This is a genomic window from Streptomyces sp. NPDC058620, assembly GCF_042717135.1.
In the GTDB taxonomy this organism is placed as follows: domain Bacteria; phylum Actinomycetota; class Actinomycetes; order Streptomycetales; family Streptomycetaceae; genus Streptomyces.
Window position 1 is genome coordinate 26446 of the sequence record NZ_JBHXQO010000040.1, and the last position, 24636, is coordinate 51081.

Annotated in this window: 19 protein-coding genes and 2 tRNA genes; 19 read left to right on the forward strand and 2 right to left on the reverse strand. The window is 68.6% G+C overall.

Features of this window, described 5'->3' with window-relative positions; translation table 11 throughout:
* Positions 1 to 397 precede the first annotated feature (397 nt).
* A complete protein-coding gene (locus ACFWSK_RS28095) occupies positions 398 to 592 on the forward strand; it encodes a hypothetical protein (RefSeq protein WP_173313276.1) in 195 nt (64 codons plus the stop codon).
* 94 nt (positions 593 to 686) lie between these two features.
* Here the strand turns inward: ACFWSK_RS28095 and ACFWSK_RS28100 are convergent.
* Positions 687 to 760: transfer RNA gene (locus tag ACFWSK_RS28100), tRNA-Gly, on the reverse strand.
* Positions 761 to 952: 192 nt separating this feature from the next.
* On the opposite strand from ACFWSK_RS28100, the gene ACFWSK_RS28105 reads away from it, so the two are divergent.
* The 5 genes from ACFWSK_RS28105 to clpX all read left to right on the forward strand — a co-directional run bounded on the left by ACFWSK_RS28105 (position 953) and on the right by clpX (position 5654).
* Positions 953 to 1029: transfer RNA gene (locus ACFWSK_RS28105), tRNA-Pro, on the forward strand.
* Between the two features lie 149 nt (positions 1030 to 1178).
* A complete protein-coding gene (gene tig, locus ACFWSK_RS28110) occupies positions 1179 to 2573 on the forward strand; it encodes a trigger factor (RefSeq protein ID WP_383791859.1) in 1395 nt (464 codons plus the stop codon).
* 261 nt (positions 2574 to 2834) lie between these two features.
* Positions 2835 to 3440: an ATP-dependent Clp protease proteolytic subunit gene (locus ACFWSK_RS28115; RefSeq protein ID WP_383791926.1), complete on the forward strand. Its 606-nt coding sequence runs from the start codon at positions 2835 to 2837 to the stop codon at positions 3438 to 3440.
* A 76-nt stretch (positions 3441 to 3516) separates the two neighbouring features.
* The gene (locus ACFWSK_RS28120; protein WP_328910152.1) at positions 3517 to 4200 is read left to right on the forward strand and encodes an ATP-dependent Clp protease proteolytic subunit; all 684 of its coding nucleotides are present in this window, start codon (positions 3517 to 3519) and stop codon (positions 4198 to 4200) included.
* A 155-nt stretch (positions 4201 to 4355) separates the two neighbouring features.
* Positions 4356 to 5654: an ATP-dependent Clp protease ATP-binding subunit ClpX gene (clpX, locus tag ACFWSK_RS28125; protein WP_328910151.1), complete on the forward strand. Its 1299-nt coding sequence runs from the start codon at positions 4356 to 4358 to the stop codon at positions 5652 to 5654.
* A 185-nt stretch (positions 5655 to 5839) separates the two neighbouring features.
* On the opposite strand, the gene ACFWSK_RS28130 is transcribed toward clpX, so the two are convergent.
* The gene (locus ACFWSK_RS28130; RefSeq protein ID WP_383791862.1) at positions 5840 to 6814 is read right to left on the reverse strand and encodes a hypothetical protein; all 975 of its coding nucleotides are present in this window, start codon (positions 6812 to 6814) and stop codon (positions 5840 to 5842) included.
* A gap of 136 nt (positions 6815 to 6950) precedes the next feature.
* Here ACFWSK_RS28130 and ACFWSK_RS28135 point away from each other — a divergent pair, with 136 nt between their 5' ends.
* The 13 genes from ACFWSK_RS28135 (at position 6951) to ACFWSK_RS28195 (ending at position 24418) form a co-directional block, all read left to right on the forward strand.
* Complete coding sequence (locus tag ACFWSK_RS28135; RefSeq protein WP_383791866.1) at positions 6951 to 9572, forward strand: valine--tRNA ligase; 2622 nt, start codon at positions 6951 to 6953, stop codon at positions 9570 to 9572.
* Positions 9573 to 9713: 141 nt separating this feature from the next.
* A complete protein-coding gene (locus ACFWSK_RS28140) occupies positions 9714 to 11216 on the forward strand; it encodes a bifunctional folylpolyglutamate synthase/dihydrofolate synthase (protein WP_383791870.1) in 1503 nt (500 codons plus the stop codon).
* A 3-nt stretch (positions 11217 to 11219) separates the two neighbouring features.
* On the forward strand, positions 11220 to 11576 hold the full coding sequence (locus tag ACFWSK_RS28145) for a DUF4233 domain-containing protein (protein ID WP_383791873.1): 357 nt from the start codon (positions 11220 to 11222) through the stop codon (positions 11574 to 11576).
* A 112-nt stretch (positions 11577 to 11688) separates the two neighbouring features.
* On the forward strand, positions 11689 to 12102 hold the full coding sequence (gene ndk, locus ACFWSK_RS28150) for a nucleoside-diphosphate kinase (RefSeq protein ID WP_266930635.1): 414 nt from the start codon (positions 11689 to 11691) through the stop codon (positions 12100 to 12102).
* Positions 12103 to 12393: 291 nt separating this feature from the next.
* Positions 12394 to 13413, forward strand: a complete 1020-nt coding sequence (locus tag ACFWSK_RS28155; RefSeq protein WP_383791876.1) for a rod shape-determining protein — start codon at positions 12394 to 12396, stop codon at positions 13411 to 13413.
* A 127-nt stretch (positions 13414 to 13540) separates the two neighbouring features.
* A complete protein-coding gene (mreC, locus tag ACFWSK_RS28160) occupies positions 13541 to 14599 on the forward strand; it encodes a rod shape-determining protein MreC (protein WP_383791879.1) in 1059 nt (352 codons plus the stop codon).
* 11 nt (positions 14600 to 14610) lie between these two features.
* Positions 14611 to 15273: a rod shape-determining protein MreD gene (mreD, locus tag ACFWSK_RS28165; protein ID WP_383791882.1), complete on the forward strand. Its 663-nt coding sequence runs from the start codon at positions 14611 to 14613 to the stop codon at positions 15271 to 15273.
* A gap of 34 nt (positions 15274 to 15307) precedes the next feature.
* Positions 15308 to 17479, forward strand: coding sequence for a penicillin-binding protein 2 (gene mrdA / locus ACFWSK_RS28170; RefSeq protein WP_383791885.1), 2172 nt, complete (start codon positions 15308 to 15310; stop codon positions 17477 to 17479).
* Complete coding sequence (gene rodA / locus ACFWSK_RS28175) at positions 17479 to 18669, forward strand: rod shape-determining protein RodA (protein WP_383791889.1); 1191 nt, start codon at positions 17479 to 17481, stop codon at positions 18667 to 18669. Before mrdA ends, rodA begins: the two co-directional genes overlap by 1 nt.
* 61 nt (positions 18670 to 18730) lie before the next feature.
* Complete coding sequence (locus ACFWSK_RS28180; RefSeq protein WP_383791892.1) at positions 18731 to 20293, forward strand: CHAD domain-containing protein; 1563 nt, start codon at positions 18731 to 18733, stop codon at positions 20291 to 20293.
* Positions 20294 to 20344: 51 nt separating this feature from the next.
* A complete protein-coding gene (locus ACFWSK_RS28185) occupies positions 20345 to 22270 on the forward strand; it encodes a TIGR03960 family B12-binding radical SAM protein (RefSeq protein WP_383791895.1) in 1926 nt (641 codons plus the stop codon).
* An 83-nt stretch (positions 22271 to 22353) separates the two neighbouring features.
* Positions 22354 to 23511: a hypothetical protein gene (locus ACFWSK_RS28190; protein WP_383791898.1), complete on the forward strand. Its 1158-nt coding sequence runs from the start codon at positions 22354 to 22356 to the stop codon at positions 23509 to 23511.
* A 124-nt stretch (positions 23512 to 23635) separates the two neighbouring features.
* Positions 23636 to 24418 carry a TIGR03936 family radical SAM-associated protein gene (locus tag ACFWSK_RS28195; RefSeq protein WP_383791901.1) on the forward strand — a complete coding sequence of 261 codons (783 nt, stop codon included), beginning with the start codon at positions 23636 to 23638 and terminating at the stop codon, positions 24416 to 24418.
* Positions 24419 to 24636 lie beyond the last annotated feature (218 nt).

Below are 24636 nucleotides of genomic sequence, written 5' to 3' on the forward strand. Positions count from 1 at the left end.
ACCGCTTAATCCACCTTAAATGGCGCATAGTGGAGGGTGGTTGAGGGATGTGAATTTCGCCCCACTGATTCCTGGGAATGGGCTGTGAATGAAGTGTGGGGATATGGCAACCATCACATTCATTTAAATTCCCCCTACCTGGCGCACAGTTACCTCACAGCTGTCTCACAGCGGGGACCGCAATCCGTGCCCCGCGCGGGCCGGGACCGCCGGGGCGCCCGCCCGTGGCTGTCCGCCCCGGGGTGTGCGCGGGCGCGAGTATGGCGCGATTCGGGCAGGTTGATTCGCCACCTGGCGGCAACCACACGGGAGTTGGTGGCACGATGGATGCGACGGCGCGTGCTGGATCGCACGCTGCCGGGCCGGCAAGGCGGACCGACCAAGGGTGTGATCAGTCGTGGCCATTTCACTGTCTGTGGTGCTTCTGTTGGCGATCATCCTGGTGGTGCTGATCCGTGGTGGATCCATCAAGGCCGGGCCCGCGATCGTCGCAGTGCTCTTCGGCTTCTTCCTGGCATCGACCGGCATGGCGCCGTCGATCAACAGGTTCATGAACTCGCTCGCGGACACCATCAACCAGATCAGTTTCTGATCCGGGCGGTCCGTCGGCCCACGAGCCGTCAGTGGCTCAGGGACTAACGCGAAAGGCCCGGTTCGGCAGTCACTGCCGAACCGGGCCTTTCGTATGGAGCGGGCGACGGGAATCGAACCCGCGTAGCTAGTTTGGAAGACTAGGGCTCTACCATTGAGCTACGCCCGCATGCACCGCACCGCAGGTCCGTGGACCTCGGCACGAACAGCATCGTAGCGGGTCCGCGGCGTGCTCCGCACACCCGTTACGGGACCGGCCGGGCGCCCGCCGTGCAGCCGCGGCCGGACACCCCCTGTGAGACGCCCGGTGCAAAGCGTGCGAGGCATGGCCCGACGGCATGTACCCTTCGTGTCGCACCGACGGGGTGTGGCGCAGCTTGGTAGCGCGTCCGCTTTGGGAGCGGAAGGTCGTCGGTTCGAATCCGGCCACCCCGACCACAGGCAAGATCGCATTGGGGGAGTCATCCCCCTTGCCGTTACTATGCAAATTGCGTGCCCGTGTGTCCGATGAACCGGGCCCGATCCGCGAAGCCGCCCCCGGCGGTCCAGCAGAACCCCAAGAAGTCAGCCCCCAAGGAGACCGAACCGTGAAGAGCGCCGTGGAGACCCTGAACCCGACCCGGGTTCGGCTCAGCATTGAGGTGCCCTTCGAGGAGCTCAAGGACAGCCTCGACGCGGCGTACAAGAAGATCAACCAGCAGGTCACGGTGAAGGGCTTCCGTAAGGGCAAGATCCCCAACCGGGTCATCGACCAGCGGTTCGGCCGTGGTGCTGTGCTGGAGGAGGCCGTCAACGACGCCCTCCCGAAGTTCTACACCGAGGCTGTCAACGAGGGTGAGCTCAACGTTCTGGGCCAGCCCGAGGTCGACATCACCGAGCTGAAGGACGGCGAGCTGCTGTCCTTCACTGCCGAGGTTGACGTGCGCCCCGAGATCGAGATCCCGGACTACTCCGGCATCGAGGTCACCGTGGACGCCCTCGAGGTCACCGACGAGGACGTCGAGAAGGCCGTGGAGCAGCTCCGCGAGCGCTTCGCCTCCACCAACCCGGTCGAGCGTGCCGCCGCCGAAGGCGACGTCGTCACGATCGACCTGGAGGCCAAGGTCGAGGGAGAGGTCCTTGAGGACGGCGTGGCCGCGGGTGTCTCGTACACCATCGGTTCCGGCGAGCTCCTCGAAGGCATCGACGAGGCCGTGACCGGCCTGGAGGCCGGTGGCGAGGCCACCTTCACCTCTCAGCTGAAGGGCGGCTCCGCCGAGGGCAAGGACGCGGAGGTCACCGTCAAGGTCACCGCCGTCGCCTCCCGTGAGCTTCCCGAGCTGGACGACGAGTTCGCCCAGATGGCGAGCGAGTTCGACACGCTCGACGAGCTGAAGGCGGACAGCCGCAAGCGCCTCGAGAACACCAAGCAGTACGACCAGGCCACCCAGGCCCAGGAGCGCGTCCTCGACGAGCTGCTGAAGCTGGCCGAGGTCCCGATCCCCGAGAAGCTCCTCGCGGACGAGGTCCAGACCCGCAAGCACAACCTCGAGCACCACCAGCTCGGCCAGATGGGTATCGACCTCGAGAAGTACCTGGAGATCCAGGGCAAGACCCTCGAGGAGTTCGAGGCCGAGACCGCCGAGCAGGCGATCAAGGGCATCAAGACCCAGTTCATCCTGGACGAGCTCGTCAACAAGGAGAAGCTGAACGTCAACCAGGAGGAGCTCACCGAGCACCTCATGCGGCGCGCAGCCTCCTCCGGCATGAGCCCCGACCAGTTCGCCCAGGCCGTCGTCGAGGGTGGCCAGGTGCCGATGCTCGTCGGCGAGGTCGCCCGCGGCAAGGCGCTCGCCGTCGTCGTAGAGGCCGCCAAGGTCGTCGACACCAACGGTGAGGTCGTCGACCTCGAGGACGACGAGGAAGAGACCACGGAGGCCGTCGAGGCCGCCGATGGCGACACCGAGGACACCGAGGACGCCGAGGACAAGCCCCAGGGCTGAGCCTCGTACCGATCCGTTCGACGGGCTCCGGACGCTGTGCGTCCGGAGCCCGTCGTCGTATCGGCGTACGACCGTCGGAACCCTTGTGCGGACTGCTTACCTTGCGCTCCCAGCGAACAGTTGGGGAACCGGGATGGCGTTGTCCTACCTGCGCGTTAGGGTCCATGAAGGAAGGGTGGGGGAGTCCCCGCCCACCCGGTACGAAGACGCTGAGACGGCCGGAGCCGTCAGAGACGAGCAGGTGGATACGTGACGAATCTGATGCCCTACGCCGCCGGAGAGCCGTCCCTCGGTGGTGGCCTCGGCGACCAGGTCTACAGCCGACTGCTCGGCGAGCGCATCATCTTCCTCGGTCAGCAGGTCGACGATGACATCGCCAACAAGATCACCGCACAGCTGCTGCTCCTTGCCGCCGAGCCGGACAAGGACATCTACCTCTACATCAACAGCCCCGGTGGCTCGGTGACCGCAGGCATGGCGGTCTACGACACCATGCAGTACATCCCCAACGACGTCGTCACCATCGGTATGGGCATGGCGGCCTCGATGGGCCAGTTCCTGCTGACCGGTGGTTCGGCGGGCAAGCGCTTCGCGCTCCCGAACACCGACATCCTCATGCACCAGGGTTCGGCCGGCATCGGCGGTACCGCCTCGGACATCAAGATCCAGGCCCAGTACCTGCTCCGGACGAAGCGGCGTATGGCGGAGATCACCGCCCTCCACTCCGGTCAGACCGTGGAGACGATCATCCGCGACGGCGACCGTGACCGCTGGTACACCGCGGAAGAGGCCAAGGAGTACGGCCTCATCGACGAGATCATCTCGGTCGCGTCGGGCATCCCGGGCGGCGGCGGCACCGGCGCCTGATCCGGCCTCCACCGGACCGGCACCCTCTTCCGCGCCTCTCGTACGCCGAGAACCCAGCCCACAGAACGCCACCAGGATGGTGAACACCCACATGAACAACTTCCCCGGCGCCTCCGCGAGCGGCCTCTACACCGGCCCGCAGGTGGACAACCGCTACGTCGTCCCGCGCTTCGTGGAGCGCACCTCGCAGGGTGTGCGTGAGTACGACCCGTACGCGAAGCTCTTCGAGGAGCGCGTGATCTTCCTCGGCGTCCAGATCGACGACGCCTCGGCCAACGACGTCATGGCGCAGCTCCTGTGCCTGGAGTCGATGGACCCGGACCGCGACATCTCGATCTACATCAACAGCCCCGGCGGCTCGTTCACCGCGCTCACCGCGATCTACGACACGATGCAGTTCGTGAAGCCGGACATCCAGACGGTCTGCATGGGCCAGGCGGCCTCCGCCGCCGCGGTCCTGCTGGCGGCGGGCACGCCGGGCAAGCGCATGGCGCTCCCGCACGCCCGTGTGCTGATCCACCAGCCGTCCTCGCAGACCGGCCGTGAGCAGCTCTCCGACCTGGAGATCGCGGCCAACGAGATCCTCCGGATGCGTACGCAGCTGGAGGAGATGCTGGCCAAGCACTCCACCACCCCGCTGGAGAAGATCAGCGAGGACATCGAGCGCGACAAGATCCTTACGGCGGAGGACGCCCTCGCGTACGGTCTGGTGGACCAGATCGTCTCCACCCGTAAGACCACAGCAGGCGCTTCCGTCTGAGCCGGTCTTTCCCCTTGGCACGTTCCGTTCGCACGGTCTCGGCCGTGTGAACCGTGCCAAGGGGGGCCCGTACGGGGGGTCAGGCAAGGTACCGTCGGATAGAGGCACCAGGAGCCGCTGAACCAGGCGTCTCCCAGGCGAAGGGGAAGCACCTCGTGGCACGCATCGGTGATGGCGGCGACTTGCTCAAGTGCTCGTTCTGCGGAAAGAGCCAGAAGCAGGTGAAGAAGCTCATCGCGGGACCCGGTGTGTACATCTGCGATGAGTGCATCGATCTCTGCAACGAGATCATCGAGGAGGAGCTCGCGGAGACCTCCGAGGTGCGGTGGGAGGAGCTTCCCAAACCGCGCGAGATCTACGAGTTCCTCGAGGGGTACGTCGTAGGACAGGAGCCCGCGAAGAAGGCCCTCTCGGTCGCTGTGTACAACCACTACAAGCGGGTCCAGGCCGGCGAGAACAGCAGCGGGGCCAACCGCGACGACGCGATCGAGCTCGCCAAGTCCAACATCCTGCTGCTGGGCCCCACGGGCTCGGGCAAGACGCTCCTCGCGCAGACGCTGGCCCGCATGCTCAACGTCCCGTTCGCCATCGCCGACGCGACGGCGCTGACGGAGGCCGGCTATGTCGGCGAGGACGTCGAGAACATCCTGCTCAAGCTGATCCAGGCCGCTGACTACGACGTCAAGAAGGCCGAGACGGGGATCATCTACATCGATGAGATCGACAAGGTCGCCCGCAAGAGCGAGAACCCGTCGATCACCCGCGATGTCTCGGGCGAGGGCGTCCAGCAGGCCCTGCTGAAGATCCTGGAGGGCACCACCGCATCCGTACCGCCGCAGGGCGGCCGGAAGCACCCTCACCAGGAGTTCATCCAGATCGACACGACGAACGTGCTGTTCATCGTGGGCGGTGCCTTCTCCGGGCTGGAGAAGATCATCGAGTCGAGGGCCGGCGCCAAGGGCATCGGCTTCGGCGCGACGATCCGGTCCAAGCTGGAGATCCAGGCGAGCGACCAGTTCCAGGAGGTCATGCCGGAGGACCTGGTGAAGTTCGGGATGATCCCGGAGTTCATCGGCCGTCTCCCCGTGCTGACCTCGGTCCACAACCTGGACCGCGAGGCACTGCTCCAGATCCTGGTCGAGCCGCGCAACGCACTGGTGAAGCAGTACCAGAAGTTGTTCGAACTCGACGGCGTGGAGCTGGAGTTCGAGCGCGAGGCGCTGGAGGCCATCGCCGACCAGGCGATCCTGCGCCAGACGGGCGCGCGCGGCCTGCGCGCCATCATGGAGGAAGTCCTCCAGTCCGTGATGTACGAGGTGCCGTCCCGCAAGGACGTCGCCCGCGTCGTCATCACCCCGGACGTCGTCCGCAACAACGTCAACCCGACGCTGGTCCCGCGCGAGCCGCGCACGATCGGCAAGAACGACGGCGGCCGCCACGAGAAGTCCGCGTAGCGACGGCACGGAGCACGCACGCGAAGGGGGCGCTCCCACCACCGGTCGACGGTGGGAGCGCCCCCTTCGCGTTTCGCCAGGCACGCACCGACCGCGTCGGCCTGACGCCGAGCGTCGTGAGCCGCGCTGGGTGAGAGAGCGGCGCCAGGCCGGCGGACCGATGTCCGTCAGGGGCCGGCCGGGCGCTACTTGACCTCGACGCGCACGTCGTTGCGGAGCTTGGCCGCGTTGGCGGCCGCGTCGCCCATCGACGTGCTCTTGCCGGTCATCATCGCGGCCATGTCCAGGTCCAGGACGTAGACCACCGTGCTGTGGTCGCCCCAGATGCAGAGCGGCATCGTGGTGGGCTTTGTACCGCCCGTGCCACCAGCACCCGTGATCTTGGATTCCTGGCACTTCAGGACGCCGTTCTCGAACCCGGTCGGGGTGAACGCCTTGGGGCTTCCGAGGAGCTCGCCCTTGGTCTCGCTGTCGGTGTCCTTCTCGGCCTCCGCCTTCATGTTGGCGAACATGGCGTCGACGACCTTCTCGGGGTCCTCGATGTTTCCGTAGACACCGCTGAACGACAGCATCTTCTGCGCCGCCGTGTCCCCGGAGGTGTAACTCCCGCTGACGTTCTTGGCGTTGGCCACCCCCCAGGCTTCGGCTTCCTTGAGGTCCTTCTCCGACATCTGTTCGTCGTTCTGATTGGGGGCCTTCTTGTACGCGCCCCCGAGCACCGTCTCGGGCGTCACGAGCTTGTACGTCTTGCCGTCGTCCGCGACCGAGCCACCGCCGTCCGACGTCATGAAGTACACGCCACCTGCGATGACGGCCAGCGCCAGGACGGCGCCACCGATGATCAGACCGGTCTTCTTCCTGGGAGCGGCCGGCGGCATCGGCATCTGGCCGCCGTACGCGGGCTGGCCGCCGTACGGGGGCGCGGGCGGCTGCTGGCCGTACGGGCCCGGCTGCTGGCCCTGCGGGTAGCCGTAGCCCTGCGGGGGCTGCTGCTGCGGCGGTACACCCTGGGGGGCCTGCTGCGGGTACCCGTAACCGGGCTGGCCCTGCGGCGGACCCTGCGGCGGCTGGCCGCCGTACGGGCCCGGCTGCTGTCCGTACGGTCCGGGCTGGCCCTGCGGCTGCTGCCCGCCGTACGGGCCCGGCTGGTTGTAGCTCATGCTGCTGTCCCCTCAGAATGCTTATGCGTTCCGAACATCCTGGCGGACGCGGCCCTGACGTGGGGCATCGGGCGGCACACCGTTACTGAACCAACCGGTTTCAATGCAGGACTGTGACGGCCCTAAACTGTCCCTCGTGACCGAGAACACTCAGCAGCAGACAGCCAGCAACCCCGAACTGCCGACCCAGTACGCGCCGGCCGATGTAGAGGGGAAGCTGTATGAGCGCTGGGTAGAACGCGGGTATTTCGAAGCCGACGAGCACAGCGACAAGCCCCCGTACAGCATCGTCATCCCCCCGCCGAACGTCACCGGAAGCCTCCACCTGGGGCACGCCTTCGAGCACACGCTGATCGACGCCCTCGTCCGCCGCAAGCGCATGCAGGGCTTCGAGGCGCTCTACCAGCCCGGCATGGACCACGCCGGCATCGCCACCCAGAACGTCGTCGAGCGCGAGCTCGGCAAGGAGGGCAAGTCCCGCCACGACCTGGGCCGCGAGGCGTTCATCGAGCGCGTCTGGCAGTGGAAGAACGAGTCCGGCGGTCAGATCTCCGGCCAGATGCGCCGCCTCGGTGAGGGCGTCGACTGGTCCCGTGAGCGCTTCACCATGGACGAGGGCCTGTCCAAGGCCGTCCAGACCATCTTCAAGCGGCTGTACGACGACGGGCTGATCTACCGCGCCGAGCGCATCATCAACTGGTGCCCCCGCTGCCTCACCGCGATCTCCGACATCGAGGTCGAGTACCAGGAGGACGACGGCGAGCTCGTCTCCATGACATACGGCGACGGCGACGAGACCATCGTCGTCGCCACGACGCGCGCCGAGACGATGCTCGGTGACACTGCCGTCGCCGTCCACCCCGACGACGAGCGCTACAAGCACCTCGTCGGCAAGCAGATCAGGCTGCCGCTCACCGAGCGCACGATCCCGGTCGTCGCCGACCACCACGTCGACCCCGCGTTCGGCACCGGCGCCGTCAAGGTGACCCCGGCCCACGACCCGAACGACTTCGAGATCGGCAAGCGGCACGACCTGCCGTTCCTCACGGTCATGGACGAGCGCGCCGTCATCACGGTCTCCGGCCCCTACGAGGGCCTCGACCGCCTGGAGGCCCGCTCCGCCATCGTCGCGGCACTGCGCGCCGAGGGCCGGATCGTCGCCGAGAAGCGCCCGTACGTCCACTCCGTCGGACACTGCTCGCGCTGCAAGACCACGATCGAGCCGCGCCTCTCCCTCCAGTGGTGGGTCAAGGTCGCCCCGCTCGCCAAGGCGGCCGGTGACGCCGTCCGCGACGGCAGCGTCAAGATCCACCCGCAGGAGATGGAGAAGCGGTACTTCGACTGGGTCGACAACCTCCACGACTGGACGATCTCGCGCCAGCTCTGGTGGGGTCACCGCATCCCCGTCTGGTACGGCCCGAACGGCGAGGTCGTCTGCGTCGGACCGGACGAGGAGGCCCCCACGGGCGAGGGCTGGACCCAGGACAGCGACGTCCTGGACACCTGGTTCTCCTCCGGCCTGTGGCCGTTCTCCACGCTGGGCTGGCCCGAACAGACGGACAGCCTCGCGAAGTTCTATCCGAACTCCGTCCTGGTCACCGGCTACGACATCCTCTTCTTCTGGGTCGCCCGGATGATGATGTTCGGCCTCTACGTCAACGACGGCGTCCCGCCGTTCGGGACGATCGTCCTGCACGGCATGGTCCGCGACGAGCACGGCAAGAAGATGTCGAAGTCCTTCGGCAACGTGGTCAACCCGCTGGACTGGATGGACAAGTACGGCTCCGACGCCCTGCGCTTCACGCTGGCACGCGGCGCCAACCCGGGCGTCGACGTCCCGATCGGCGAGGAGTGGGTCCAGGGTTCCGCGAAGTTCGCCAACAAGATCTGGAACGCCACGCGCTTCGCGCTGATGAACGGCGCCACGATCGAGGGCGAACTCCCGTCCGCCGGCGAGATGTCGGTGACGGACCGGTGGATCCTCTCCCGGCTCAACAAGACCGTCGCCGAAGTCGACGCGTACTACGACGACTTCCAGTTCTCCAAGCTCAGCGAGGCGCTCCGGCACTTCGCCTGGGACGAGGTCTTCGACTGGTACGTCGAGCTCTCCAAGACCACGTTCTTCGCGGGCGGCAAGCCCGCCGAGGTCTCGGGCCGTGTCCTGGGCGAGGTCCTCGACGTGATGCTGCGCCTGCTGCACCCGGTCGTCCCGTTCGTCACGGAGACCCTGTGGACGGCGCTCACCGGCCGCGAGTCCGTCGTCATCGCCGACTGGCCCACCGACTCCGGATTCCGCGACGACGCCGCGGAGAAGGAGATCGAGCTGGTCCAGCAGGTCGTCACCGAGGTCCGCAGGTTCCGCTCCGACCAGGGGCTCCAGCCGGGCCAGAAGGTCCCGGCCCGGCTCACCCTGACCGGCACGGAGCTCGCCCCGCACGAGGCGGCCATCCGCCAGCTGCTGCGTCTCCAGCCCGCCGAGGAGGGCTTCCAGGCCACTGCGACGCTGCCGGTCGCGGGCGCCACGGTGGCGCTCGACCTCTCCGGCACGATCGATGTCGCGGCGGAGCGCAAGCGCCTGACGAAGGACCTCGACGCGGCCCGGTCGGAGGTCGCGCAGGCCAACGGCAAGCTCGGCAACGAGGCGTTCGTGGCGAAGGCCCCGGACCACGTCGTCGAGAAGATCCGTGGCCGTCTGACCAAGGCCGAGGCGGACATCGCGCGGATCCAGGGACAGCTGGACAGCCTGCCCGCAGCCTGATCGGCGCACCCGCGCGAGGCCCCGGATTAACCAACAGCATCCGCACGGTCCGGGGCCTCGCGCGTCCCACGGGCAAGAGCCCGGGAGCGTGGGGGAGGGCGGGTAGCAGGCCGTGTCGGTGGTCCTCCGTAGACTGGACCCGTGACCGAGCAGCCCGACCCCAGCGACAACAGCTTCGACGAGATCGTCGAAGCCGAGACCCAGCGCGACCCCGACCTGGCGGTGATCGAGGCCGGGAGCCGCACACTGCGCACCCACTCGGGACCGCCGCAGGGCGCCGAGGTTCCCGCCCGCCCCACCGACCCGGAGACCGACAAGGCACTGCGCGCCGTGGAGCAGGAGCTCGCCGGCCGCTGGGGCGAGACCAAGCTCGAACCCTCGGTGACGCGCATCGCGGCACTGATGGACGTGCTGGGTGAGCCGCAGCGCGCGTACCCCTCCATCCACATCACCGGGACCAACGGCAAGACCAGCACGGCCCGCATGATCGAGGCCCTGCTGAACGCCTTCGACCTGCGCACCGGCCGCTACACCTCGCCGCACGTCCAGTCGATCACCGAGCGGATCAGTCTGGACGGCGCCCCGATCGAGGCCGAGCGCTTCGTCGATACGTACGAGGACATCAAGGCGTACGTCGACATGGTCGACGCCCAGCAGGACATCCGGCTGTCGTTCTTCGAGGTACTGACGGGCATGGCGTACGCGGCCTTCGCCGACGCGCCGGTCGATGTCGCGGTCGTCGAGGTCGGCATGGGCGGCACCTGGGACGCGACCAACGTCATCGACGCCTCGGTCGCGGTCGTCACCCCCATCTCGCTGGACCACACGGACCGCCTCGGCAACACGCCCGCGGAGATCGCGGGGGAGAAGGCCGGCGTCATCAAGCAGGGCGCGACGGTCATCCTGGCGCAGCAGCCCGTGGACGCCGCTCAGGTGATGCTGAAGAAGGCCGTCGAGGTGGACGCCACCGTCGCCCGCGAAGGCATGGAGTTCGGCATCGTCACCCGGGAGATCGCGGTCGGCGGCCAGTTCCTGACCCTGCGCGGCCTCGGCGGTGAGTACGACGGGATCTTCCTCCCGCTGTACGGCGCCCACCAGGCGCACAACGCGGCGGTCGCGCTCTCCGCGGTCGAGGCGTTCTTCGGCATCGGCGCCGAGCAGAGCGGGTCGCTCGACATCGAGGCGGTCCGCAAGGCGTTCGCCTCGGTCGCCTCGCCGGGCCGTCTCGAAGTCGTACGCAGCAGTCCCACCGTCGTCCTGGACGCGGCCCACAACCCGGCGGGCGCGCGAGCCGCCGCGGACGGGCTGACGGAGGCGTTCAGCTTCTCCCGGCTCATCGGTGTGGTCGGCACGAGCGGCGACAAGGACGTCCGGGGGCTCCTCGAAGCCTTCGAGCCGATCTTCGCCGAGGTCGTCATCACACAGAACTCCAGCGGGCGGGCGATGGACGCGGACGAACTGGCCGCGATCGCCGTCGAGGTCTTCGGCAACGAGCGCGTGCAGGTCGAGCCGCGCCTCGACGACGCGCTGGAGGCGGCGATCACCCTCGCCGAGGAAGAGGACGAGTACGCGGGAGCGGGTGTCCTCGTGACCGGCTCCGTCATCACGGTCGGCGAGGCCCGGCTGCTTCTGGGAAGGGGCTGACCTGTGCGTATGCTCTGCGCGTCGACGCTGCTCGGCGAGTTCTTCGTCATCGGGTTCGCCGGCCTGGTGGCCATGAAGTCGGATGGTCTGTCGACGGCCACGGTGTGGACCGTCTGCGGCATCGGCATGCTGCTGTCCGTCGTCCTCTGCGGCCTCATCACCCGTCCGGGCGGCATCCAGCTGGGCTGGGCGTTCCAGATCGCGCTGGTGCTGAGCGGCTTCGTCGTCCCGATGATGTTCGTCCTCGGGCTGGCTTTCGGCGGCCTGTGGTGGGCCTCCGTGCACTACGGGCGCAAGATCGACGAGGCGAAGGCCAGATGGGCGGCGCAGGAGGCCGCGCACACACCGGCCGCGGGCTGATGTCCACCGTGCCGTCGCCCGTCGGCGACGGCACGTAAACCCGGCCGTCGGTCCGTTCACGTACCCCTGTAATCTCGCTTCACCGCACCCGTATGCCTGCAAGGAGCCGTACATGACTCAGCGCACCCTCGTCCTTCTCAAGCCCGACGCCGTCCGGCGTGGGCTGATCGGCGAGATCGTCGGCCGCATCGAGCGCAAGGCCGGCTGGCAGATCACCGCGCTGGAGCTGCGCACGCTCGACCAGGAGACGCTGGAGCAGCACTACGGCGAGCACAAGGGCCGCCCGTTCTACGAGCCGCTCGTCGAGTTCATGGCATCCGGCCCCGTCGTCGCTCTGGTGGCCGAAGGCGAGCGGGTTATCGAGGGCGTCCGCGCCCTCGCGGGACCGACCGACCCGATCGCCGCCGCGCCCGGCTCGATCCGCGGTGACTTCGGCACGATCACCCGGGAGAACCTCATCCACGCCTCGGACTCCGAGGAGTCCGCAGAGCGAGAACTGAAGCTGTTCTTTCCCGGACTTTCCTGACCTCGGATCAGCCAAACAGCGCTCATGACCTGGGGCGACCGAAGTAATTCGGTCGCCCTTCGGTATAGGGCCCGCGATCGCGGGAACGCATCCTTCCGACGTATCGTCACCATGAGTGGAGCGGGCACCCGTTCCACCCGCATTGGCGAAGGACCGTCGCGCTGTGTCCGTGCTCACGGCACTACGATGGAAGCTTCCACGCCCACAGCGCCAACCTCGCCTACCAAAAACAAGCCAATCGCTTCAATTGGGAAGGCCCGACGCATCCTCATGGGGAACAAGGGGAACTCAATGTCGTTCATCGGCCGTGACATGGCTATCGACCTCGGGACTGCCAACACGCTGGTGTACGTCAGGGGGCGCGGCATCGTTCTGAACGAGCCGTCCGTCGTGGCCATCAACACCAACACGGGTGGCATCCTCGCGGTCGGTTCCGAGGCCAAGAAGATGATCGGCCGCACACCGGGCAACATCGTTGCCGTGCGGCCACTGAAGGACGGCGTCATCGCCGACTTCGAGATCACGGAGCGCATGCTCCGCTACTTCATCCTCAAGATCCACAAGCGCCGCTACCTGGCCCGCCCGCGGGTCGTCGTCTGTGTGCCCTCCGGCATCACAGGGGTCGAGCGACGCGCCGTCATCGAGGCATCGACGCAGGCCGGCGCGCGTCAGGTGCACATCATCGAGGAGCCCATGGCGGCAGCCATCGGCTCGGGCCTGCCGGTCCACGAGGCCACCGGGAACATGGTCGTCGACATCGGTGGCGGCACCACCGAGGTCGCGGTGATCTCGCTCGGCGGAATCGTCACTGCCCAGTCGATCCGGGTCGCCGGTGACGAGCTGGACAACGCGATCATCCAGCACGTCAAGAAGGAGTACTCGCTCCTCCTCGGTGAGCGGACCGCCGAACAGATCAAGATCACGATCGGTTCCGCGTACGACATGGACAAGGACGAGCACACCGAGATCCGGGGCCGCGACCTCGTGTCCGGGCTCCCCAAGACCGTCGTCATCTCGGCAGCCGAGGTCCGCAAAGCCATCGAGGAGCCGGTCAACGCGATCGTCGACGCGGTGAAGACGACCCTCGACAAGTGCCCGCCGGAGCTCTCCGGCGACGTCATGGACCGGGGCATCGTCCTGACCGGCGGCGGCGCGCTCCTGCGCGGTCTCGACGAGCGGCTCCGCCAGGAGACCGGCATGCCGATCCACATCGCCGAGGACCCGTTGGACTCCGTGGCCCTCGGTTCCGGCAAGTGCGTCGAGGAGTTCGAGGCGCTCCAGCAGGTACTGGACGCCCAGCCGCGCAGGTGACCGATCCCTCGGTAGGCCCCCACACCCCTCACGGGATGTGGGGGCCGGGCGGACGCCGCCGCCCCGTAGCGCAGATCGTTGATATACAGGCACGAACATTCCGACGAGGAAGGCACGGCCGCCGCACGTGAGGGACACACGAGAGAGCCGGCTGCTCCTGGTGCTGCTGGTTGCCACCGCGTTCGCATTGATCACGGTGGATATCCGTGGTGGCGAGGAGTCGCCGGTCGACGGCGCCCGGCAGGCCGGCGCAACGGTCTTCGGACCGGTCGAGAACGGCGTCGCGGCAGCAGTGGACCCGGTGGGCAACGCCATAGGAGCCGTACGCGACTCCGGGGACCGGCACGACCGGATCGCGGCCCTCGAACACGAGAACGCGGCGCTGAAGGCCAGGCTCGGCAGCGACGACCGCAACCGCAGCCGGATCCGCCAGCTCGACGCGATGATGAAGAACGCGGGCGCCGGCCAGTACGGCATCAAGGCCGCCGAGGTCATCGCCATAGGAGCGGCCCAGGGCTTCTCCTGGACGATCACCATCGACGCGGGCGCCAACGACGGGCTCAAGCGCGACATGACCGTACTCAACGGTGAGGGCCTGGTCGGCCGGGTCACCACCGTCGGACCGAACACCGCGACCGTCCTGCTCGCCAACGACCCCGACTTCACCGTCGGCACCCGGATGGAGAGGACCGACGAGCTCGGCTTCGCCACCGGCCAGGGGTCCAGGCCGCTCTCGGTCCAGTTCCTCAACGGCAAGGCCAAGGTGCAGAACGGCGACCGCCTCGTCACCTTCGGCTCCAGCAAGGACAAGCCGTTCGTACCCGGAGTCCCCGTCGGCGAAGTGGTCCGTGTCGACCCGTCCGGCGGAGCCCTGACCCGAACGGTCTACGTGAAGCCGTACGTCGGCTTCACCAAGCTCGACATCGTCGGCATCGTCGTCCAGGCACCGCGCGAGGACCCCCGCGACATGGTCCTGCCCAAGCAGCCCAAGAAGCCGGAGAAGCCGAAGCCCACGCCGACGGTCACGGTCACCCTCCAGCCCAACGGCGACCTCGTCGACGGCAGCGGAAAGGTCGTCGGGAACGTCAACGAAACCGGCCGGCCCGCGGAGAACGACGCCGCCGACCCGGCAGGCAACGCCGATCCAGCCGATCCCGCCGGCAACGCCGCAACCGACCAGGAGTAGAGCTGATCCCCATGCGCCTCAACCGGACTCTGCTCTCCGTCACCCTGGTCGTGGTCGCCCTCGTCGTCCAGGTCTCCGTACTCGCCCGCCTCCAGCTCCCCGGCGCGGTCCCCGACCTGCTGCTGCTCGTCGTGGTCGCACTCGCCCTCGTCCACGGCCACGTCAGCGGCGCCCTCATCGGCTTCGGCGCGGGCCTCCTCGCGGACCTGGCACCCCCCGCCGACCACGCCGCCGGGCGCTACGCCCTGGTGCTCTGCGTCATCGGCTACCTGGTGGGCCTGGCCAGGCCGGAGAACGGGCAGCTCAAGTCGGCGTTCGTCCCGATGGCCGTCGTCGTCGCCGCGGCCATCGGATCCACCTTGCTGTACGCGGGCGTCGGCGCCCTCGTCGGTGACACGGCCGCCCGCCATGTGGGCCTGGGCAGTCTGCTGTTCACCGCCGCGGTCTACGACCTGCTGCTCGCACCGTTCACCGTGCCGCTCATCATGGCGCTCGCCAGACGCACCGAGAACGATCCGCTCGTCGAGAGTTCGAACAGCGGCGACGTCGCCACGGGCTGGCTCTCCTCGGGCACAGGACTTCGCATCGGCGGCCAGCGCGGCGGACTGCGCGTGAAGGCCGCCCGCAACCGCGCCGCACGCGCAGGAAGGATCAAGGGGGTCAAACGACTGTGAGGGACCAGTACCCGACCACCACCGGGGGCGCCGCGTGAGCAACATTCCCGAGACCGGACGGACCCAGCGGGTCCAGATCCGCCTCATCGTCATTCAGGTCCTCGTCTTCTCCCTGCTGCTGACGCTCGGCGGCCGCCTCTGGTACCTCCAGATCCGCAACGGACAGGAGTACACCGACGAGGCGAAGAACAACCACGTGCAGCAGGTCGTCCAGCCCGCCGTCCGAGGCGCCATCCTCGACGCGCGCGGCGTACCCCTCGCCGACAACGAGACGCGTCTCGTCGTCTCCGCCAGCCGCACCGAGCTGATGAAGATGAAGGACGACGGCGTAGGCGTCCTCACCCGGCTGGCCGAAGTCCTGGACATGAAGACCAAGGACGTCCTCGACAAGGTCCGCCTCTGCGACTCGAAGACACCACAGCCCTGCTGGAACGGCTCGCCCTACCAGCCCATCCCGGTGACGGACGAGGCCACCACGCAGCAGGCCCTCCAGATCCGTGAGCGCGCCGAGGACTTCCCCGGCATCACCGCCGAACCCACCGCCGTACGCCGCTACGCCGCACCCGGCAAGGCCAACACCGCCCAGGTGCTCGGCTACCTCTCGCCGGTCACCGACGAAGAGCTCACCAAGGCCCAGGACAGCGACTCCCCGTACCTGCGCTCCGACCAGGTCGGTCGCTCCGGCCTGGAGCGCACGTACGACAAGGAACTGCGCGGCAAGGCCGGCGTCACCCGCTACGAGGTCGACAACCTCGGCCGCGTCATCGGAGAGGCCGAGAACGACAAGGCGGAGCCCGGCGCGAGCGTCGTCACCTCCATCGACGCCCGGGTCCAGGCCGTCGCCGAGTACGAGCTGAACAAGGCGATGGAGACGGCCCGCAAGGAGATGGACCGCAACACCAACCAGCTCTACAAGGCCGACTCAGGCGCCGTCGTCGTCATGGAGTCCAAGACCGGCCGCATCGTCTCGATGGCCTCCCTGCCCACCTACGACCCCAACGCCTGGGTCGGCGGCATCTCCGGCAAGGACTACGCCAGGCTCACCGGCAAGAAGTCCAACTTCCCGCTGCTGAACCGGGCCATCCAGGGCCAGGCGGCCCCCGGGTCGATCTTCAAGGTCGTCTCCTCGACCGCCGCGGTCAACGCCGGATACCCCTTCGACGGGAACTACCCCTGCCCCAGCTCGTACTCCATCGGCGGCCAGGTCTTCAAGAACTTCGAGTCCCAGGGCTACGGCAGCATCAGCCTCGGCCGCGCCCTCGAAGTCTCCTGCGACACCGTCTACTACGGTCTCGCGCACAAGGAGTGGCAGCGGGACGGCGGCACGCAGCCGAAGAAGAAGGCCAACGACTGGTTCTACAGGACGGCCCATCAGTTCGGTCTCGGCAAGGAGACCGGAATCGATCTCCCCAACGAGGTCACCGGCCGCGTCCCCGACCGACAGTGGAAGGAGAACTTCTTCCGGCTGAACAAGGACGGCTGGTGCAAGCAGGGCAAGAAGGACGGCACGTACGTCGAGATGATCGCGTACGAGAACTGCCTCGAAGGCGACAAGATGCGCGCCGGTGACTCCGTCAACTACTCGATCGGCCAGGGAGACACCCTCGTCACCCCGATCCAGATGGCGACCATCTACGCGGCCATCTCCAACGGCGGCACGCTCTACAACCCGACCGTCGGCAAGGCCATCGTCAGCGGCGACGGCAAGTCCGTCCGCGAGATCAAGCCGAAGTCGCACGGCAAGCTCCCCTTCAAGGGAGACACGCGCGACGAAATAGACGAAGCCCTCGCGGGTGTCGCGACCCGGGGCAGCGCCGCCTGGCGATTCGGCGGATGGCCCCAGGACAAGATCCCGATGCACGCCAAGACGGGCACGGCCGAGGTCTACGGCAAGCAGACGACCTCCTGGTTCGCCACGTACACCGAGGACTACTCGATCGTCATGACGATCTCCCAGGGTGGTACGGGCTCCGGCGCGTCCGGCCCCGCCGTGCGCAACATCTACAACGCCCTCTACGGCCTCGACGCCGCGGGCAAGCAGGACCCGAAGAAGGCACTCCTGCTCAAGCCGCAGAAGGACCTGCCTAAAATCCAGCCCGACGGCTCGATCGACGCGCCGAAGGTCAAGCCGTACGACCCCGAGTCGCAGAAGCCCGCCGAAGAGGCACAGCAGGCACTCGCCGGAGCCCCGGGAAGGCGGGACTGATGGCCGGCTTCTCCGTCTCCCGGTACGCCCCCGAGCGGTCCTCCTGGGCCAGGATCACCGCCCGCGACTCCCTCGTGCGGCGGCTCGACTGGCCGCTGCTCGGCTCGGCGCTCGCGCTGTCGCTCATCGGCTCGCTCCTGGTCTGGTCGGCGACCCGCAACCGTGACTCGCTCACCCACGGCGACCCGTACTACTTCCTCTTCAGGCACGCCCTCAACACCGGCATCGGCGTCGCCCTGATGATCGGCACGATCTGGCTCGGCCACCGCACCCTGCGCGGCGCGGTCCCGGTCCTGTACGGCCTCTCCGTGGTCCTCGTCCTGGCGGTCCTCACCCCGCTCGGCGCCACCGTGAACGGCGCCCACGCCTGGATCATCATCGGCGGCGGCTTCTCCCTGCAGCCCTCCGAATTCACCAAGATCACGATCATTATCGGCATGGCGATGCTGCTCGCCGCCCGCGTCGACGCGGGCGACCAGCTGCACCCCGACCACCGGACCGTCGCCAAGTCGCTCGGCCTGGCGCTCATCCCTATAGCGGTCGTCATGCTGATGCCCGACCTCGGCTCCGTCATGGTCATGGCCGTCATCGTCCTCGGTGTGCTCCTGGCCTCCGGCGCGTCCAACCGCTGGGTCTTCGGACTCCTCGGCGCGGGCAGCGTCGGCGCCGTCTCGATCTGGCAGCTAGGGCTCCTCGACGACTACCAGATCGCCCGGTTCGCGGCCTTCGCCAACCCGGCACTGGACCCGGCGGGCGTCGGCTACAACACCAACCAGGCCCGCATCGCGATCGGCTCCGGCGGCCTGGCGGGCACCGGCCTCTTCAAGGGCTCCCAGACCACCGGCCAGTTCGTCCCCGAACAGCAGACCGACTTCGTCTTCACCGTCGCGGGAGAGGAACTGGGCTTCCTCGGCGCCGGACTGATCATCGTCCTGCTCGGCGTCGTCCTGTGGCGCGCCTGCCGGATCGCCCGTGAGACGACCGAGCTGTACGGCACGGTCGTCGCCGCCGGGATCATCGCCTGGTTCGCGTTCCAGTCCTTCGAGAACATCGGAATGACGCTCGGCATCATGCCGGTCGCCGGACTCCCGCTGCCGTTCGTGTCGTACGGAGGATCATCGATGTTCGCCGTCTGGGTAGCGGTCGGACTGCTCCAGTCGATCCGGGTCCAGCGGCCGATATCCGCCTGATCCACTGCTGATCGGCCGCCGCCCCCTGCCCGTTCGCGCGCAACCCGTCTAGATTCGGTACATGGCGGACTCGAAGCGTGAGATCGAGCGTAAGTACGAAGCGACTCCCGATACCCGGCTGCCCGACCTGACCAGGGTGGCCGGGGTCTCGGACGTCACCCACCACGGCGTCACCGAACTCGACGCCGTCTACTACGACACCGCGGACTTCCGGCTCGCGGCCGGCTCCCTCACCCTGCGGCGCAGGACCGGCGGGGCCGACGAGGGCTGGCACCTCAAACTCCCGGTCGCCCCCGGAATCCGCGACGAGATCCGGGCCCCGCTCGCCGACGCCCTGCCGGACGGCCTCGCCGGACTGCTCCGCTCCAGGGTGCGCCAAGCCGACGTGGTCCCCGTCGTACGGCTGCTCTCGGCCCGCGACGTCCACCACCTCGTCGACGCGGACGGCGCCCTCCTGGCCGAGCTGAGCGTCGACGAGGTCCTCGCCGAACGGCTCACCGAGGAGGGCCGCGGCACCACCGCCGCGTGGACCGAGATCGAGGTCGAACTCGCCGACGACGGCGACCCGGCCTTCCTCGACGCCGTCGAACGGCGGCTGCGCAAGGCCGGCGTGCAGCCCTCCGCGTCCGCCTCCAAGCTGGCCAGGGCGCTCACCGAGACGGGCCCCTCGGCGAAACGGCACCCGGCCAAGAAGCCGAAGACGGCGAAGACCGCGAAGAAGGAAAGCAAGCAGCAGCCCCCGACCGCCGGTGACCACGTCCTCGCCTACGCGCGCGCCCAGATCGAGGCCGTCGTCGCCCACGACCCCGCCGTGCGCCGCGAGCTCCCCGACTCCGTGCACCAGATGCGCGTCGCCACCCGCCGGCTGCGCAGCGCCTTCAGGACGTACCGGAAGATCCTCGACCGGACGGTCACCGACACCCTGGGCGAAGAGCTGAAGTGGCTGGCCGCCGAGCTCGGCGTCGACCGCGACCAGGAAGTCCTCGAAGCCCGCCTCCGGGCGCGCACCGACGACCTGCCCCGCACCCTGCTCCTCGGCCCCGTCGGAAGCCGGCTGCGCATCTGGTCCGTGGCCCGGCACACCAGCACCCGGCGCCGCATCGCGGCCGTACTCGACGGAAAGCGCTACCTGGCCCTGCTGGACTCCCTCGACGCGTTCCTCGCCGACCCGCCGCTGCTGCCCGGCGCCGCCCGGGAGCCCGGGGAAGCGCTGCCCCGCGCCGTGCTGAAGGACTACAAGCGCCTCGCCACCCGCGTCGGCCACGCCCTGGAGCAGCCGCCGGGCGAGGGCCGGGACCTGGCGATGCACGAGGCCCGCAAGGCGGCGAAGCGCGCGCGGTACGCGGGGGAGGCGGCGCGGCCGGCGCTCGGCAAACCCGCCAAGAGGTTCGCCAAACGGATGCAGGCCGTGCAGAAGGTCCTCGGCGACCACCAGGACAGCGTGCTCGCCCGCGACGCCCTGGGGACCCTGGCGGTCCAGGCCCACGCGGCGGGGGAGACCGCGTTCACCTGGGGACTGCTGTACGGGCAGGAGCAGGCGTCCGCGGCGGACAGGGAACGGGAACTGCCGGACGTCTGGGCCCGGGCCTCCGAGCCGGCTGTGCGCTCGGCGTTGAAGGGCTGAGCCCCGGGGTACGCTGGATGGTCACCCCTGCCAGCTCACGAAGGTCCCCAGATGTCTGCCGAGTCGGTCTTCCCACAGCTCGAAGCTCTGCTCCCGCATGTGCAGAAGCCCATCCAGTACGTCGGCGGTGAGCTCAACTCCACCGTCAAGCCGTGGGACGAATGCGACGTCCGCTGGGCCCTGATGTACCCGGACGCGTACGAGGTCGGACTGCCCAACCAGGGCGTCATGATCCTGTACGAGGTACTCAACGAGCGCCAGGGCGTCCTCGCCGAGCGCACCTACAGCGTCTGGCCGGACCTCGAAGCACTGATGCGTGAGCACGAGGTGCCGCAGTTCACCGTGGACAGCCACCGGCCCGTCGGCGCGTTCGACGTCTTCGGGCTGAGCTTCTCCACCGAGCTCGGCTACACCAACATGCTCACCGCCCTGGACCTCGCGGGCATCCCGCTGGAGTCCAAGGACCGTACGGTCGACGACCCGATCGTGCTCGCGGGCGGCCACGCGGCCTTCAACCCCGAGCCGATCGCGGAGTTCATCGACTGCGCGGTCATCGGCGACGGCGAGCAGGCGGTCCTGGAGATCACCGAGATCGTCCGCGCGTGGAAGGCCGAGGGCCGCCCCGGCGGACGCGAGGAGGTGCTGTTCCGCCTCGCGAAGACCGGTGGCGTCTACGTCCCGCGCTTCTACGACGTCGAGTACCTCCCCGACGGCCGCATCGGCCGTGTCGTACCCAACAAGTCGGGCGTGCCGTGGCGGGTGTCCAAGCACACCGTCATGGACCTCGACGAGTGGCCCTACCCGAAGCAGCCGCTCGTCCCCCTCGCCGAGACCGTCCACGAGCGGATGTCCGTCGAGATCTTCCGCGGCTGCACCCGCGGCTGCCGTTTCTGCCAGGCCGGCATGATCACGCGCCCCGTGCGGGAGCGAAGCATCACCGGCATCGGCGAGATGGTCGAGAAGGGCCTCAAGGCGACCGGCTTCGAAGAGGTCGGTCTGCTCTCGCTCTCCTCCGCGGACCACTCGGAGATCGGCGAGATCGCCAAGGGCCTCGCCGACCGGTACACCGAGGACAAGATCGGTCTCTCGCTGCCCTCGACCCGCGTCGACGCGTTCAACGTGGACCTGGCCAACGAGCTGACCCGTAACGGCCGCCGCTCCGGTCTCACGTTCGCCCCCGAGGGCGGCTCCGAGCGCCTGCGCAAGGTCATCAACAAGATGGTCTCGGAGGAGGACCTGATCCGTACGGTCTCCACCGCGTACGGCAACGGCTGGCGTCAGGTGAAGCTGTACTTCATGTGCGGCCTGCCCACCGAGACCGACGAGGACGTCCTCCAGATCGGCGACATGGCGGTCAAGGTGATCGCCAAGGGCCGCGAGGTGTCCGGGCAGAACGACATCCGCTGCACCGTCTCCATCGGCGGCTTCGTCCCCAAGCCGCACACCCCGTTCCAGTGGGCCCCGCAGCTCAGCGCCGAGGAGACCGACGCCCGGCTGAAGAAGCTCCGGGACAAGATCCGCGACGACAAGAAGTACGGCCGCTCGATCGGTTTCCGCTACCACGACGGCAAGCCGGGCATCGTCGAGGGCCTTCTCTCCCGCGGCGACCGCCGGGTCGGCTCCGTCATCCGCGCGGTCTACGAGGCCGGCGGCCGTTTCGACGGCTGGCGCGAGCACTTCAGCTACGACCTGTGGATGGCCAGCGCCGAGAAGGCGCTGCCCGAGTTCGGTGTGGACGTCGACTGGTACACCACCCGGGAGCGGACGTACGAGGAGGTCCTGCCCTGGGACCACCTGGACTCCGGTCTCGACAAGGACTGGCTCTGGGAGGACTGGCAGGACTCGCTCGACGAGACCGAGGTCGAGGACTGCCGCTGGACCCCGTGCTTCGACTGCGGTGTCTGCCCCCAGATGGACACGAGCATCCAGATCGGCCCGACCGGCAAGACGCTGCTGCCGCTCACGGTCGTGAAGTAGTCGCACGCCGTTTCCGGGTGACAACTCGGTGACGGAGGCCCGGATCCGTAAACCACGGACCGGGCCTTCGCGTCGCTTCCGTCATGGACCAGGAATCGCAGCCCAGCCCGTACGGAAAGCACCAGGCGCCCGCACGGTACGAACCGGGCGACGGCTGCCTGACCACGCTCATCAGGATCCCGGTACGGATCGTGGTGCTGGTGCTCGTCCTTCCCGTACGCATGGTCTGGGACGTCCTCGTCGCCGGCGCCCGCGCCACCGACCGGATTCTGCTGCGCCCGCTCGGCAGGGCGCTGGCACGGCTCCTCGACGTCCTGATCGCGATTCCGGCGGTATGGCTGTACCGCTCCGCACTGACCCCGCTCGGCCACGCGCTGCTGTGGCTCGCGGCCGCCGTCTTCGTGTGGCCCTGGGTGGGGCTGTGGCGTTACGTCGTCGTCCCCGTGGCCCATTACGGCATCTTCGCAGTCCCGCTCGGCTGGTTCTACGCTGCCGTCCTCACGCCGCTGGGGCACGGCTTGGGGTGGATCGGCCGCACGCTGCTCGCCCCCGCCGGCCGAGGGATCGCCCTCGCACTGAAGTGGGTGCTGACCGCGCTGTTCGTGTGGCCGGTGGTGGGTGTGTGGAGATACGTCCTCACCCCGCTCGGCCACGCCTTCACCTGGATGGCGCACAACCTGGTCGTGTTGCCGCTGACCTGGGCGTACCGGCAACTGCTGACCCCGCTCGGCCACGGCACCGTGTGGCTGCTCACCGTGCTGCTCGTCGTCCCCGTCGTCTGGGTGTACGGACGGGTCCTCGCCCCGGTAGGCCGCGAGATCCTCGCCGCGTTCGCCATGGCCTGGCGGATCGCCGGGTTCATCTCGCGCGCCGTCGGCCGGGCCCTGGCCTGGCTGGCCTGGAATCTGGTGGGCGCGCCAGCCACCTGGGCCTACCGCTCGGTGTGCACTCCCGTCGGACATTTCGTACGGGACCAGGTCTGGGCTCCTGCCCGGCGGGCGGCCCTGGAGGCGGGACGCACGGCGCGGGGCGCGCTGCGCGCGGCACGTGAAACCGTGCGCCAGGCCCGCCGTGACGCCTGGAGAGCGCTGGCCGGAGAACGGCGGGCGGCCGAACCCCGGGAACTCGATGGGTCCGCTGCGCGTAGGCTGGGTAGTGAGCACCATGCAACGACTGACCCCAGCGCGGCGCCCGCACCCGAGATCTCCCCGCTGACAGCGCAAGCCGTCAAGCGGGGGTGAGCCGGAGCGGACACCCCGGGGCACCCCCATACTTCGTGGGCGGTACGCCACCGCGTCCGCCCCGCACCGAGGAGAAGAACCACTGGGCAAGCGACAGCCCGAAGGCCCGCCGCCCGCACCGGCAGTGCAGCGCATCCGACTGCGCTACACGAAGCGCGGCCGCCTCCGGTTCACCAGTCACCGAGACTTCCAGCGTGCCTTCGAGCGGGCGCTGCGCCGCTCCGAGGTGCCCATGGCCTACTCGGCGGGCTTCACGCCCCACCCGAAGGTCTCCTACGCCAATGCCGCACCCACCGGCACGGGCAGCGAGGCCGAGTTCCTGGAGATCGCCCTCACCGAGGCGCGTGACCCGGACACCCTGCGAGAGCTGCTCAACGAGTCGCTGCCGGACGGCCTGGACGTCACGGACGCGGTGGAGGCCCGTACGTCCGGTCTCGCCGACCGGCTGACCGCCTCCGTATGGGAGATGCGCCTCGACGGTGTGACCGTCGAGGACACGGCGAAGGCCGTCTCCGCCTTCATGGACGCCGAGACCGTCGAGGTCCAGCGCCGCGCGAAGAACGGGATGCGCACCTTCGACGCCCGCGCCGCCGTCGCCGGTCTGCAGGCTCTTGATCCACCGGCTGATAGGCCCGGGGACAAGCCCTGTGCGATACTGCGGCTGGTTGTTCGGCACGTGACGCCTGCCGTGCGACCCGACGACGTCCTGTCCGGTCTCCGCGTTGTGGCCGACCTCGCGCCGCCGGTCCCCGCAGCGGTGACCAGGCTGGCGCAGGGGCTCTTCGACGAGGAGTCCGGCACGGTGACCGACCCGCTCGCGCCCGACCGCGAGGCAGCCCCGACCGCTTCTTCAGCGGTCGCCCCGGCCGCCGTCGCGACGGCGCCGGAAGGTGCAGGTTCCGCGTAAGGCGGTCGTTGTAGCGCGGCCCTTCGACTCGGGAGCCACCTGGGTCGGGCCGCGAACTGACCAGAAGACTTTCGCCAGGCCGTACGCACACCGCGTACGGAACCGGCGAGCCAGACATCAGCTCCCGTGCGGCGCCCGCGCCCCGGACGGCGGTATCGCACCTTCGCGAACCGTGCCGGACCGGAATCAGGCGCGGCGCCCGGGAGCGTGACGGGAGA

What these genes read in the sequence shown, in the direction of transcription:
- ACFWSK_RS28120 (WP_328910152.1), top strand. Translation starts at nt 3,517, where the DNA reads ATGGTGAACACCCACATGAACAACTTCCCCGGCGCCTCCGCGAGCGGC.
- ACFWSK_RS28190 (WP_383791898.1), top strand. Translation starts at nt 22,354, where the DNA reads ATGGACCAGGAATCGCAGCCCAGCCCGTACGGAAAGCACCAGGCGCCC.
- rodA (WP_383791889.1), top strand. Translation starts at nt 17,479, where the DNA reads ATGGCCGGCTTCTCCGTCTCCCGGTACGCCCCCGAGCGGTCCTCCTGG.
- ACFWSK_RS28155 (WP_383791876.1), top strand. Translation starts at nt 12,394, where the DNA reads ATGTCGTTCATCGGCCGTGACATGGCTATCGACCTCGGGACTGCCAAC.
- ACFWSK_RS28180 (WP_383791892.1), top strand. Translation starts at nt 18,731, where the DNA reads ATGGCGGACTCGAAGCGTGAGATCGAGCGTAAGTACGAAGCGACTCCC.
- ndk (WP_266930635.1), top strand. Translation starts at nt 11,689, where the DNA reads ATGACTCAGCGCACCCTCGTCCTTCTCAAGCCCGACGCCGTCCGGCGT.
- mreD (WP_383791882.1), top strand. Translation starts at nt 14,611, where the DNA reads ATGCGCCTCAACCGGACTCTGCTCTCCGTCACCCTGGTCGTGGTCGCC.
- ACFWSK_RS28185 (WP_383791895.1), top strand. Translation starts at nt 20,345, where the DNA reads ATGTCTGCCGAGTCGGTCTTCCCACAGCTCGAAGCTCTGCTCCCGCAT.
- ACFWSK_RS28115 (WP_383791926.1), top strand. Translation starts at nt 2,835, where the DNA reads ATGCCCTACGCCGCCGGAGAGCCGTCCCTCGGTGGTGGCCTCGGCGAC.
- ACFWSK_RS28130 (WP_383791862.1), bottom strand. Translation starts at nt 6,814, where the DNA reads ATGAGCTACAACCAGCCGGGCCCGTACGGCGGGCAGCAGCCGCAGGGC.